We start from the raw sequence: 13,428 nt of genomic DNA, 5'->3' as shown, positions 1-13,428 counted from the left end.
GTCCTTAATAATTCCAGTTTACAGAGAAAGCAAAAGTGGCAGGGTCGGTTCTAAAACCATCAGGTTTAGAGAAGGGAGTACCGATAGATAAGTCATAACTCAAATTGGCAGGGGTTATTGCCCCACGTAGGCCAATCGCCCCACCCGCAAGGTGAGTCCCTAGATTCTGGTTAGTCCAACGCCCACTGATTTTGCCGTAATCAGCGCCAACGTAGAGCTCTTGAGCCGGAATAGGCAGTGACCATGATAAGGTGTTACGAAGTGTCCAGCCTTCATCCGCACTGAGTGTACGCTCACCATCAAAGCCGCGCACCGTCCAGCGGTTACCAATACTAAATTGATCTTGAGGCGTTAAGGGACGGTCGCTTATTTGACGCGAATACTGGGTATCAAAACGCAACGATTGTTCGGCCACTGTAAAAGGAATGCTAGCTGATGCGTTAAACTGCATCACAATCGCGAGGGCTGTCGCATAATCTTGAGAGTCTTTACGACGAAACTCTTCAAAAGCAGGCATAGCGCCAAACCAACGCGTCCCGTGTTGGTAACTTGCCCCCACATTAATGGTTGATTGCCCCACATACTGGCGATGGTTTAGACCTAACTTCCACGCTGTAGTGCGCCGTTTTTGATTTTCAATTTCAGTGTTTTGCACAAAGTTACGGGTTTCGCGCAAATTCAGATCATAGGTCGCGGTGGTTTTCGCTGTGGCATCACGGTAAAGCACATTGCTCAGTTGCAAATTCAAGCTTTTACTTTTACCGCGATATTCAATATCACTATTTGCACCAGCAATAGTTTGAGTGTATTCATAATCACTCGCGGTGGTGGCAAACTGCCAATAACCAAATGGCACCGAGTAGTGCGCGCTGTAGTTGGTAGTGTCTTTATCGCTAGAAAAGCTTAAATCGCGAGTCGCTGTAAGATAGAAAAGATCGCTGAGAGAAGTCGGGTTATCCAATGCAAGCATCACGCCCGCTTGGTTTTTACCGGTACTTTTTGAACCCGTATTATCCACCCACGCGCCCGCATGCCAATAGCGTGATTGCTGACGGTTGATCACAATTTGGGTTTCACCCGGGCCATCACCGGGGATCATTTCCATCGATGCTTGTACAGTTGGCAAACGTTGTAGGTTTTCTAAGCCTTGCTCAATATCCCTCAAATCCAATAAATTACCTGAATGGGCTGGCATTGCGGTATACAGCGTACTGTATTGTGATGAGTCATCAGTAAAAATGACTTTTTGTACTTTGCCTGGCATGACAACTAATTGCAGAACGCCTGTTGATAAATCTTGTTCAGGAACCAATACACGACTGGTGATCCAGCCGTGGCTAATCAGCCGATTTTGTACGTCAGTGACTAATAAATTGATGCCATCAACACCAATACAATGACCAACAGCCTGACCCGCTAGCCTTTCGATAGGTACCCAATGTGGGAAAGTATCTTGTCCACTGACAATAACCTGCTCAATTAAAAAACAAGGGGTCTCTTGCGGAAATTGCAGACGTGTTTTTGCAATGGAGGCAGATAAGTTCACATCGGGAGATTTTGCATCAAACTGCTGTTGTAACGTTTGTTGCTGATGCGTTTGACGATTGAACAAGTTATCTGTGTTATCTGGTTTCAATAATGACGCTTTTGCAAGAGCAGGAAAACAAAAGGCAAAACAAATTGATCCGTTCAGTAAGGTACGTATATTAAGCATTAGTTTTTTTTAATAATTTGGATTTAGATTAAGTTAATATACGCAACTTTACATACTTTTTCTTAAATAACAATCCAATTGCTTCGCATTTTTTGTTAATTGTCTACTTAATTTTAAAATAACCAATCACTTTCAATAAAAATAAAATAATCTTATATATCAGTTGATTATAAAAACAAAAACAAGTTTAACTTGTAGGGAATCTTTTATTCAAGCCAAATAAACATCAAAAATGTACCTTAAGGCGTAATTTTTAGTGACTAAAAATCAAATAGTTGTAGTGCTCTCTCCCTTATAAAGAGTAAAGAAAACCTAACCAATTACATTTGAAATAAATTATTACAACTTTATAAAAAAGAAGGTAGGAAAGATCGGTAATTAGGGCATACCTACACCCTAATTACCCATTGATGAGAAGAGGTGAGCGGCTAACTATTGCTAATATTAAGTTTCAACGCAGCAGCTATCGCAAGTGGCGAAAAAGTAATACTGGCGGCAAACAGCGCTGCGAGAATGGCAAAATAGCCATCTAGCGGCATTTTAAAGCTATGCGCCTCCATTGTACCTGTTGCATAGATAAGCACAGGAATATACAGCGGTAAAACTAGCAGGCTAACTAAAACGCCACCTTTTTTTAAAGAAACCGTTAATGCCGCGCCTATCGCGCCAATAAAGCTTAATACTGGCGTCCCCAGTAATAACGTACCGGCTAGCACCAATAGCGTATCTGCACTGAAAGACAGCATTAATGCAGCAACAGGGGATAGCAAGATCAAGGGCAGCCCAGTGACTAACCAGTGTGCAATGACTTTAGCAAAAACGGTAATAAATAAGGGATGTGGGGCCAAAAGCAGCTGTTCAAGGGAGCCATCGAGGTAATCATCCTTAAATAAGCGCTCTAGCGATAACAGCGAAGACAAAATAGCGGCAACCCAAAATACCCCGACCGCAATACGTGCTAATAACTGAGGTTCAGGACCAATACTAAGAGGAAATAGTGTGATTACAATTAAAAAAAACCACAACGGGTTAACCAATTCAGAAAAACCACGAAAAGCAATTTTAAGTTCTCTTTTAATTAATAACCAAAACATGTTTCAACCCCACCCGTCAGTTTTAGTGAGCCAAATTGCCCTGACATCGCTTGGTGAGAGGTAAACAAAATAATCCCCCCTTGCTCTGCATGTTGATGAAAACGTTCTGTTAAACGCGCCACTCCCGCAACATCAATTGCAGTAAAAGGCTCGTCAAGTACCCACAGAGGGGCTTCGCTAAGCCATAACCTCGCTAAATTAACACGCCGCTGTTGGCCCGCAGACAATTGACTTACAGGGATATCTTCATAACCAATTAGCGAAACTTCCTCTAAAGCGGCCCAAATACGGTCACCTTCACTGCTTTTATTATGCATTCGGTAATAAAATTTGAGGTTTTCATACGGGGTCAATAATGATTTCACTGCGGGTTTGTGCCCTAAATAAAGTAGATGACGCGTAAACTCTTCTTTCAGTTTTTCAATCGATTGATTATTCCAACAAACCGCACCCTCATCAGGTTTTAATAGCCCCGCCATCATGCGTAACAAGGTGGTTTTCCCCGCACCATTAGGCCCTTCAACTTGCAAGATCTCACTGGGCTGAACGGTAAAATTTAGCTGGTGAAATAGAACCCTATTTTGCCGAAGGCAACTCACATCTTGAGCACTTAGCATGCAGCACAATTCCTGTTGTTTTTATTTTAAAGGTTAGCTTTTTGCAACTTTGTTCAACAGCATATCACTAATCGAGTCGCTCGATATTGCTTCACCGCAAAGCACTTGCATCAAAACCTCTGAACCTAGCGTAGATAATGAAAACAACATATCAGGCTTAAGTAAGCGAACTTTATCCATATTGCTTTCTTGGTTAATTAACACCACGGTTTTTACCGAGCTACCTTCCCCTGCTTGCTCTTTCACTCCCAATAAAGCGAAAGTACTGAGCGAATCGCTATCTGTCATCACTAACACACACTTTGCATGTTTAACATTAGCTGCGGCGAGCAATTCGGAACTGGTTGGGTCACCGGTCACAATATTATCCTTTTCAGGGTAATGGCTGCGATGGTTTTCTTGGCAAATCACGGCCACCGGCAGTTCTCGGTTTTTCAGCCCTTGATAGACATTGACGGCCATTGGTGTGCTACCAATCACCACATAATGATTTTTCATATAAGAAAACCTCTTACGCACGATTTCTTTCGTACCTTTAGCTAACACCCCAACAATATAAACCACTGAAGTGGTAAAAATTGTGATCCCTAAAATAATCACTGTCACTGTGAATATACGCGCATCAACCGTAACCGGGACAATGTCACCAAACCCGACCGTTGTCATGCAGACTAAAGCAAAATAAAAGGCCGTTGTGCCGTCTTTAACGACTGGTGAAAACTCATCACCAATATATAAAGTACCAAAAATGGAATACAGCAATAATGCAATAATACAGGTTATTGCCACAAACCCGGCACTGGTTAAGCTATGGTGATGATATAGCTTCCAAAAAAGGCACAAAGCAACCAATAAAAAGAGGGAAAAATAACCTTGATGTATGTTTTCTTGTGTTAACCGCAGGTCAACAAATGAAATAATCCCAAGTAAAAATAGTGAAAACACCCAAGCGATACGGGCTCCGTTAACCATAAATAGCGATAGGAAAATCAGTGAAATTCCCAATAAAAATCGCGGGATATCCAGCAATTTCATAAAACCCAGTGATTTCAACCACTGTGTTAGCCCAGACTCACGCCAATCAATATAGTCGGTGTAAGCGCTTAACACGGGTTTTAAAATCATTGCGCCATCAATAATAATTAGCAATGAAAGAAGCACCCTAATTGATAGGGGTGATTTCAAAAAAGCCACAAATGAGTTATCTAACATGTATTGCTCTCACCCTTCACGCAGTGCATTCACCAAATTTTCTTATATACCATAAATAGGTCAAAGGATAGTATCAATGGCATAAAGACGATAACAAATGCTAATTCGCCATTTTACTATTTTGGCTAATGGCGTGCCAAACATCGTCTATAATGGAATATCACGATAATTGCCCCATGAACATCAAGCACGCTCTTTGAAAAAAACACTAATAAACATAACGTTACTGGATTATTAAGAAATTATTATTTATAAAGAATATATTTTGGAACTTAAACTACGTCTTTATATCTAAAAATCGATTTCTCAATTATTTTTCAATTCGACTTAACAATAATAGAAAACAAGAGTTTAAAAACCTATGGGTAACACTACACACTCGGAAAAATTTAGCTGGGCCTCGCTGTTCTGGTTATTGGTCTACTTTTGGTATTTTTCATCCCTATTACAACTGTATGTGCTAGTAACAGGGCAAAGTAATTCCATCGGCCTAAGAGATTCACTACTCTATAGCTCTCTTTGGTTGGTTCCTGCCTTACTATTTCCTAAAAAAATTAAGCTAGTTGCAGGGCTGATTGGGATTGTTTTATGGCTTTCTTCGGTTGTTGCTCTCGCTTATTTTGTGGTTTATGGGCATCAAATATCCCAAAGTGTCATGTTTGTGATGTTTGAAACCAATACCAATGAAGCAGGCGAATTCCTTAAGCAATATTTTAGCTTCGAAGTGCTAGGTGTCATACTCGCCTACACTGTCGTTGCAATCTTCCTTTGGACACGCCTAAAACCAGTCACATTACCAAAACCAGGACGCATCGGTATTTCGTTGCTGATTTTAGTTATTTTGTTCGGAATTCCTTATTATAACAAAGGCATTAAACAAGACCGACCAATAGCTAATGTCGCGTCTTATTTAAATAGTAAGCTCGCCTATGCTGCACCATGGCAGTTTGTGAGTGGTTACCTTTTATATAAAAACCAGCTGGCAAACATGGAGGAGTTAATCCGCGACAACAGTAAAATTCCACCATTAGAAAACTTCGTCGATGCAAACGGTGACACTCCCCGCACATTTGTGTTGGTGATTGGTGAGTCCACTAGCCGAGATAGGATGAGTCTATATGGCTATTCGCGCCCAACTACCCCTGAGTTAGATGAGCTAGCTAACGATTATCCTGCTAATTTATCCGTATTCAATGATGTTGTGACGTCGCGACCTTATACTATTGAGGCACTACAGCAAATTCTGACGTTTGCGACACAAACAGAGCCTGAACTTTTCAATTCACGCCCTTCTATCATGAACATGATGAAGCAAGCAGGTTTTAAAACGTTTTGGATCACTAACCAGCAGACAATGACTGAGCGTAATACCTTGTTAACGGCGTTCTCTCGCCAAACAGATAAGCAATATTATTTGAACAATGACATGGCGCAAAGCTCACGTATTTATGATGACGTGGTTTTTTCTCCATTCAAGGAAGCGCTTGCAGACCCTGCAGAAAAGAAATTTATTGTTGTTCATCTGTTAGGGACACATATGCGCTATGAATTCCGTTACCCGGAAGATAAAGCTATTTTCAAAGATAAAGACAGCGTGGTTCCTGCTAATCTAAATGATGACGAAGTAAAAGATTATAACGCTTATGATAACGCGCAATATTATAACGACTATGTTGTTTCAACATTAATCAAGGACTTTGATTCTTCAAAAGAAAATGGTTTTTTGGTATTTTTCTCAGACCACGGTGAAGATGTTTATGATACCCCGCCCCATGAAATGTTAGGCCGCAGTGAAGGTAAGCCAAGTAGGATTATTTATAATGTACCTTTCCTTGTTTGGCAATCACCTGAGTGGTTAGCGACACATCAATTTGATTTAAATGATAAAACAGCCCGACCATTCAGTAATATGGACTTTATCTATGCGTGGTCTGATTTAGCAGGTTTAAACTATACCGGGTTTGAACCCGAAAAAAGCCTGTTTAATGAGGCATTTAAGCCTCAGCCTCGTTATATTGGTGACCCAGATAATAAATCCTCATTAATGCTTTATGATGATTTAAAACAATAATTAACTCTCTGTCGGTGAAATGTTATCTGCATTTCACCGACTTATTCATTTAAGCTATAACTTTCAGATGCTGTGTACCCTTGCGGTTTATTTTACCATCCCGCAAAATAAACGTGACTTCACCACGCCAAAACTCAGCTAAAAAAATATCGTTTATTGATTCAATACCTTGTAATTCAATTTGTTGCATTAACCAAGCCTCATCCCTTTCAATGGATTCCAAATCATAGTTTCTAATAACCCCTTCCTTTATCAGGATCACTGATGGCATATTTTTTTCATCACAAATAATAGTTAGCTGCCCATCAGGTTCTATTTGTGCATAATAAATTTCTTGAAAGGAATGAATGCCTTGTGCATGAATTCGAGATGAAATATTGATAAGATCTATCTTATTAGCCTTCTCTAAAATATTTTCCATTATAAATTGGCCTTTTTTAATAATGGGTATGGGATTACCAATCGCCACATTACGAAAAAAGTTAAATTTTTTCGTTAAAAAGTTCAAAATGCTAATAAACAAGACGCCGATAATTAAAATAGTCACATATTGATACAGTGGGATAGTATCGCTGTAAATCACCCCACCAATAATGCCCCCTAAGACAAAATTACCAATAAAATCAATAGGAGTCATTTGGGAAAGCTGTGTTTTCCCCGATAGATTCATATGAGTGATAACAATGGCAAAACCAATAATAAATTTTAAAATAATCAACGAATAATAGTACGCCATAATGCTATTCCTTTATTTTCTAAGCCATACATTTGTTTTCATTATTTATTTAATAATAAGTTTAATCAGTTTAGCTTGATTCTCTATCTTTTATAACTCTATAGCATGGAACAAGAGATGACTTTCAAAAAAATAGTCATCCATTTGTTCTAACAACGAAAAAACACAACAACTTCAATTGATTATCTAATTGTTTTATAACTCACTTAATTTCAACTATAGTTAAATATACACATTGGCGATTATGCCAATATCGAGCTTCAATACCATTTTTACCAGCATCGTGCTAAGGATATGTTTATGAATATAAAACTCATCACTTCACTTCTTTTCGCGGGAATGGTTACAGTTATCGCAGGCTGTGATGACTCATCAAAACCAAGTGACACCGTTAAACAAGCAGAAGAAAAAGCCCAGCAATTAAAAGAAGATGGTGAAAAAAAAGCTAATGAGCTGACAGAAGATGCTCAAAATAAAGCCGAAGAGCTGAAACAAAATGCATCAGAGCTGAGCCAAGAAGTCAAAACAGATGCGATTAATAAAGCCGATGAAGTAGCAACCGATATGAAAGAAAAAACGGAATCACTCAAGGCAGAGAATGACGCTGAAGCGGATAAAAAATAATTATCCCCCGGTCCCCTTCAAGAATGTGGGCTTTAAATGCCTGCATTCTTATTTTCCTCAGAAATGCACCAAAACCCTCCTAACTAATTCGCCATTTCACGATATAATTGCACATCTTACTCGTTAGCTCCCAGGAAAACTTATGCAAATTAAACATAGCATTGGGTATGCAAACCCAGAACTCCTCACCGATGCCTTCAACCTACGCCAACAAGTTTTTACTCAAGAGCAAGGGTTCCCCGCTGATATCGATATCGATGAATATGATGAGTCCGCTTTACATGTCGTTTTGTATTTAAATAGGCAGCCTACTGCGGTATTACGTTGTGTGCTACTTGACGATAACCTCATCAAAGTAGGCCGCGTAGCAGTTCAAAAAACACATCGCGGTAAAGGACTTGGACGTGAATTAATGACATTTGTAGAGCAATATGGTCGTTCCCATCATTACAGTAAGATCACACTCTCTGCACAACATACTGCCATTAATTTTTACCATACTCTTGGATATCAAATAGAAGGTGAAATGTATGATGAAGAGGGAATGGACCACATTTACATGACATTATCTTTAGAGCAATAATTGCCCTTGAATTAAATTTTCTTACCTCTATATTGACATAAGGTCAATATTCAATCAAGTCGAGGTGAATGATGGCAAATGGCTGGGCAAATGAAGATGCGGTTCAAGAACAAATTGATGCCACTCTTGATGATGCGGTAGCGAAAGCGCGTCGCCAATTACACTCCGGTGAAAGCGCTGAGTTTTGCGAGGAATGTGGGGCGGCTATTCCTGAGGCTCGCCGTTTAGCATTATCGGGTGTTAAATTCTGCATTAACTGCCAAAATGAATTAGATAAAAAACAATCTGCATTTAGTGGCTACAACCGGCGTGGCAGTAAGGATAGCCAATTACGCTAATTACATTTTCCTTCCAATTTGTCTGTCGTTTTTACTTATCTAGTCCTCACTTTCACTCATTGACGTTAACTTATTGGTAAAACATGTAAATATTACATTGTTAATTATTAATTAAATGATAATTAACATGATATTTCCATACTCTTCTTAATCTTATTTCCCCGTTTATATTGATCATTCATCCATATCATGGCAGTATAACCGCCTATTTTTTAACTGATGAGGGTAAGAAAAGCTCGGATTTTTATTACTAAATTAGGCAGTTTAGTCTGTCATCAACACCATATTATTGTTCTTTCTATTTCGTTTCCTTAGGGAACTTTTTCATCATTATTCACTGTTTCATAAAGAAGGACAGCTCGCTGCATACTTTGTCGATATCGGTATGCCAAAAATAAAATAAAACAAAAGAAGGTTGTTATGAGTCAAATTGATACTGATTCTAAAAAAATTCGTTCTAAAATAAGTCCCCCTGTGTTTTATAGCTCTGCCATCATTATTCTGGTTATTGTCGGCTTTGCCGCTTTAATGCCAAAAGTCGCAGAATCTCATCTAAGTCATCTTCAACAAAATTTATTTAATAACGCTAGCTGGTTCTACATTCTTGCTGTCGCTATTGTTCTTCTGAGTGTGACTTATCTGGGACTCTCTCGTTATGGGCAAATAAAATTGGGGCCAGACCATGCCCAACCTAATTTTAGCTATGTGTCATGGTTTGCTATGCTTTTCTCCGCTGGTATGGGAATTGGGCTCATGTTTTTTGGGGTAGCTGAACCTGTAATGCATTACCTCAATCCGCCAGTCGGTGAACCACAAACCGTTGAAGCTGCTAAAGAAGCGATGCGTTTAACTTTCTTCCATTGGGGGTTACATGCTTGGGCTATCTATGCCATTGTCGCATTAATTTTAGCATTTTTTAGTTATCGTCATGGCCTCCCGCTGACCTTACGTTCCGCTCTGTATCCTATTATAGGAGAGCGTATTTATGGCCCTATTGGCCATGCAGTTGATGTGTTTGCTGTTGTTGGTACCGTATTTGGTGTCGCGACCTCATTAGGGTTTGGCGTATTACAGGTCAATGCTGGGATGAACCATTTATTTGGTTTACCCGTTAATGAAATGGTACAAGTCGGGTTAATTATTGCTTTTACTGGTTTAGCGACTATTTCTGTCGTCTCAGGATTAGATAAAGGGATCCGTATTTTATCCGAGCTAAACCTTGGCTTAGCATTTCTATTATTACTCCTTGTGGTTATTTTAGGTCCTACTGTATTACTATTAAAATCTTTTGTAGAAAATACGGGCGGTTATTTATCTGAAATAGTTAGTAAAACGTTTAATCTTTACGCCTATGAACCCAAATCAAGCAGTTGGTTAGGTGGTTGGACGCTACTGTACTGGGGATGGTGGTTATCCTGGTCGCCATTTGTCGGTATGTTTATTGCCCGTATCTCTCGCGGCCGTAGCATTCGTGAATTTGTTATGGGAGTACTATTTGTCCCCGCAGGTTTCACATTGATGTGGATGACATTCTTCGGTAACACAGCGATTGATCTAATTAAAAATAAAGGTGCAACACTATTAGCTGAAACCGTTCAAGCAGACGTGTCTCTCGCTTTGTTTGAATTCCTTAATTATTTCCCGTTCTCATCAGTTTTATCTTTTTTTGCTATGTTGATGGTTATCGTATTCTTTGTGACCTCAGCTGACTCAGGTGCAATGGTTGTTGATACACTAGCCTCTGGCGGCGATTCCAACACGCCAGTTTGGCAACGTATCTTTTGGGCAGGTTTAATGGGTGTTGTTGCCATTACAATGTTATTAGCCGGTGGATTGCAAGCCTTGCAAACACTGACTATTGCTAGCGCACTTCCATTTGCAATCGTACTATTAATTTCTATTTATGGGTTATTTAAAGCGTTACGCGTTGATGCCTATAAACGCGATAGCCAGCAATTAGCAACGATTGCTCCTACAGCGAGCCGTAACCCTATTCCATGGCAACGACGTTTACGTAACATTGTCTATTTCCCTAAACGTGCACATGTTAAACGCTTTATGGAAGAATCTGTGAAGCCATCGATGGAAATGGTCTCTGAAGAACTGGCTAAGCAAGGTACGGTATGCCATATCCATACCGATAAAGATGACCGAATAGGTTTTGAGGTCGATTTAGGCGACGATATGAACTTTTTATACGAAGTTCGCCTTCGTTACTATATTCAACCATCATTTGCGTTATCGGGTATGGGGACTGAAACAGATGAAGAAAAGAGCGAAGAACAACGCTATTATCGCGCTGAAATTCACTTAAAAGAAGGTGGGCAAGACTACGATGTGATGGGCTGGGCAAAAGAGCAAATCATTCACGATATTCTTGACCAGTACGAAAAACATATTCACTTCTTGCACTTGTTGGGTAAGTAGACCAAAAAAGAAGCACTACCTAAAATGCATCTATAAGAATTCACAGGCGGCTAAAATTATAGCCGCCTGTGTTTATTCGATTGTCTATTAATGCAATAGGATCCTATTTTATGACATTTGCATTTTTGATAATAAAGTACTGACGCTAGCTAAGCGCTTCAGGATGAACTTTTAAATATTTTTCACAAGCTAATCTGGCATAGTAGAAGAAAGTTTTATCCCTCAAATAGACAGACATGACCAAATGTCTTTTTCCTAATTGATTCGGTTACCATCCGCGTTGACTTGGTTGGTTAAATCGTTAATCACCACAAAACAGGTTTATGTTTTTCTACGATTTCAGTGTGTTTTCGCATTCAATCCCAGTGTTGCTAAAAACGCGCTGAGGCGGTTTTATGATGTCTAACGGGTGTTTTAGACACTAAGTTCGCCTGTTTAACATAATAGGTCTTATGGAAATTTTAAAATCAAGGTAAACGCAACCTATGCTCAATTATGATATTTAACTTAAGTAACGCGTATGGTATTGTGAACTATCTATATTGAACTTTAATGACAAAGGGAATGCTTAAAATGGCGAATATAATTTATCTTACGCTAAAAGGAAATAAACAAGGTTTAATCTCGAAAGGATGCTCAACGATAGATTCTATCGGGAATAAGTATCAAAAGGGACATGAAGATGAAATCCTTATTCATGAATTATCTTCTAATTTATCGATGCATCAAAATGTCAGTTTTCAGCCTATTAGTATTCGTAAGCCAATTGATAAGTCTTCCCCACTACTTTCTCAAGCATTAACATCGAGTGAGATATTAACGTGCGACTTTGCTTTTTATAGAACATCAATGAATGGTGGGTTAGAGCTATATTATAAAATAAAGCTGACAGATGCCTCAATTGTTGACCTAAATTGTTTTTATCCTAATTCTGTTACTCACAATCAAGCCCAACCAGAAGAGTCTGTATCGTTTCGATTTAAATCGGTTACCTGGGAGCATGTTATTGCTGGTACTAGTACATACAGTATATGGGAAGAAAGGAGCTTTTAATGTTCTCTAGCCCAGAAGAGACCTTTGAATGGTATGCAAATGAATTAAGAAAAATATCTGAGTTATCTGCAAGGTATTTTCTTGACGACCCCTACTGTAAACAAGGTTACAGAAGTGAAATAAATGAAGTGATAAGGTTGATTCGAGCTGATTTTAATATTGCTTTATATAATAACAACGCTAGGCATCAACGAATAGATGGCACAAGGGATTGGGTTAAAGAAAACATAGGTTCAACAGGAAATTGGCCTGATATATATAAATACACTGAGGAAATTAAACTCGAATATGAATCAGAAAAATTAGCTTATGCTGAACTAAGAAAGAAAAACAAAAATATCTACAATGAGACAAAGAGTTTTTCAGGTGAAGGATGGGCTTTTTATGGAGAAAAAACAGGAGATATCCTTGGTGGTGCATTACAAACAGCTGCTGGTTTTTTTACATATAAAGTTGGTTCAAGAATACGTAGTACTACAATGAAAGGCGCTGGAATATTAAGTATGGGGATAGGAGGAGGGAAAATTCATCAGGGCTTATCTGATATTGTATATGAATTTACAGAGGGTAAAGTTAATATAGGAGATAATATAACACTTTTAGGTATAGAACGAGGCGCTAACCTTGTTGGAGGGGATAAAGTAACTGCTAAAAAAGTATATTATGAGCTGGATTTTATAACTTCTCTTTATGTGGGGTTTGCAGCATATAAAGTTGTAGATCCACAAAAAAGAAATCAAATAAGAAACTTACCAACAGAAACACAGAGTGGATTAAGAAGAGTTACTGTTTTTGAAAGACTTTTTCCTGATAATGCCGGTTTTCGAATTTTTAGATGGACTCGCGAAAATTATAAAAGAAAACTTAATACATCTAACAAGATATTATTAGCCGTTGCCGCTGGATCTTCAATTGCTAAGTTTAAATTAATTTTAGAACAGTATGAAAACAATTGATTT

General features: G+C 38.8%; 13 protein-coding genes. 7 read left to right on the top strand and 6 right to left on the bottom strand.

Going from position 1 to position 13,428, the window contains the following annotated elements; all coding sequences use genetic code 11:
• Positions 1-4: 4 nt before the first annotated feature.
• From M0M83_RS04665 to M0M83_RS04650, 4 genes are all read right to left on the bottom strand, one after another.
• Positions 5-1,714: a ShlB/FhaC/HecB family hemolysin secretion/activation protein gene (locus M0M83_RS04665; protein WP_248467718.1), complete on the bottom strand. Its 1,710-nt coding sequence runs from the start codon at positions 1,712-1,714 to the stop codon at positions 5-7.
• Positions 1,715-2,142: 428 nt separating this feature from the next.
• Positions 2,143-2,808, bottom strand: a complete 666-nt coding sequence (ccmB, locus tag M0M83_RS04660; protein ID WP_004914238.1) for a heme exporter protein CcmB — start codon at positions 2,806-2,808, stop codon at positions 2,143-2,145.
• Positions 2,793-3,425, bottom strand: a complete 633-nt coding sequence (gene ccmA, locus M0M83_RS04655; protein ID WP_125893730.1) for a cytochrome c biogenesis heme-transporting ATPase CcmA — start codon at positions 3,423-3,425, stop codon at positions 2,793-2,795. The genes ccmB and ccmA overlap by 16 nt, the downstream gene beginning before the upstream one ends.
• 33 nt (positions 3,426-3,458) lie before the next feature.
• Complete coding sequence (locus M0M83_RS04650; RefSeq protein ID WP_248467717.1) at positions 3,459-4,637, bottom strand: ion channel; 1,179 nt, start codon at positions 4,635-4,637, stop codon at positions 3,459-3,461.
• A gap of 361 nt (positions 4,638-4,998) precedes the next feature.
• Here M0M83_RS04650 and cptA point away from each other — a divergent pair, with 361 nt between their 5' ends.
• On the top strand, positions 4,999-6,708 hold the full coding sequence (gene cptA, locus M0M83_RS04645; RefSeq protein WP_248467715.1) for a phosphoethanolamine transferase CptA: 1,710 nt from the start codon (positions 4,999-5,001) through the stop codon (positions 6,706-6,708).
• A gap of 49 nt (positions 6,709-6,757) precedes the next feature.
• Here the strand turns inward: cptA and M0M83_RS04640 are convergent, their stop codons facing one another.
• Positions 6,758-7,444, bottom strand: a complete 687-nt coding sequence (locus M0M83_RS04640; RefSeq protein ID WP_213912891.1) for a DUF421 domain-containing protein — start codon at positions 7,442-7,444, stop codon at positions 6,758-6,760.
• Between the two features lie 300 nt (positions 7,445-7,744).
• Between M0M83_RS04640 and M0M83_RS04635 the strand changes: the two genes are divergently transcribed.
• The 4 genes from M0M83_RS04635 to M0M83_RS04620 all read left to right on the top strand — a co-directional run bounded on the left by M0M83_RS04635 (position 7,745) and on the right by M0M83_RS04620 (position 11,416).
• The gene (locus tag M0M83_RS04635) at positions 7,745-8,068 is read left to right on the top strand and encodes a hypothetical protein (RefSeq protein WP_125893722.1); all 324 of its coding nucleotides are present in this window, start codon (positions 7,745-7,747) and stop codon (positions 8,066-8,068) included.
• A gap of 142 nt (positions 8,069-8,210) precedes the next feature.
• Positions 8,211-8,651, top strand: a complete 441-nt coding sequence (locus tag M0M83_RS04630) for a GNAT family N-acetyltransferase (RefSeq protein WP_213912892.1) — start codon at positions 8,211-8,213, stop codon at positions 8,649-8,651.
• A 71-nt stretch (positions 8,652-8,722) separates the two neighbouring features.
• Entirely contained in the window at positions 8,723-8,989 is a 267-nt protein-coding gene (locus M0M83_RS04625) for a DksA/TraR family C4-type zinc finger protein (RefSeq protein WP_125893738.1), read from the top strand.
• Between the two features lie 420 nt (positions 8,990-9,409).
• Positions 9,410-11,416, top strand: coding sequence for a BCCT family transporter (locus M0M83_RS04620; RefSeq protein WP_125893718.1), 2,007 nt, complete (start codon positions 9,410-9,412; stop codon positions 11,414-11,416).
• 145 nt (positions 11,417-11,561) lie between these two features.
• Here the strand turns inward: M0M83_RS04620 and cdiI are convergent, their stop codons facing one another.
• Entirely contained in the window at positions 11,562-11,654 is a 93-nt protein-coding gene (gene cdiI / locus M0M83_RS21970) for a ribonuclease toxin immunity protein CdiI (protein ID WP_423811129.1), read from the bottom strand.
• A gap of 335 nt (positions 11,655-11,989) precedes the next feature.
• Here cdiI and M0M83_RS04615 point away from each other — a divergent pair, with 335 nt between their 5' ends.
• Positions 11,990-12,469, top strand: coding sequence for an Hcp family type VI secretion system effector (locus M0M83_RS04615; protein ID WP_213912894.1), 480 nt, complete (start codon positions 11,990-11,992; stop codon positions 12,467-12,469).
• Complete coding sequence (locus M0M83_RS04610; RefSeq protein ID WP_248467713.1) at positions 12,469-13,425, top strand: DUF4225 domain-containing protein; 957 nt, start codon at positions 12,469-12,471, stop codon at positions 13,423-13,425. Before M0M83_RS04615 ends, M0M83_RS04610 begins: the two co-directional genes overlap by 1 nt.
• Positions 13,426-13,428 lie beyond the last annotated feature (3 nt).

It is taken from the genome of Providencia rettgeri, assembly GCF_023205015.1.
In the GTDB taxonomy this organism is placed as follows: Bacteria; Pseudomonadota; Gammaproteobacteria; order Enterobacterales; family Enterobacteriaceae; genus Providencia; species Providencia rettgeri_E.
This window is presented reverse-complemented; position numbering and strand designations above follow the sequence as displayed.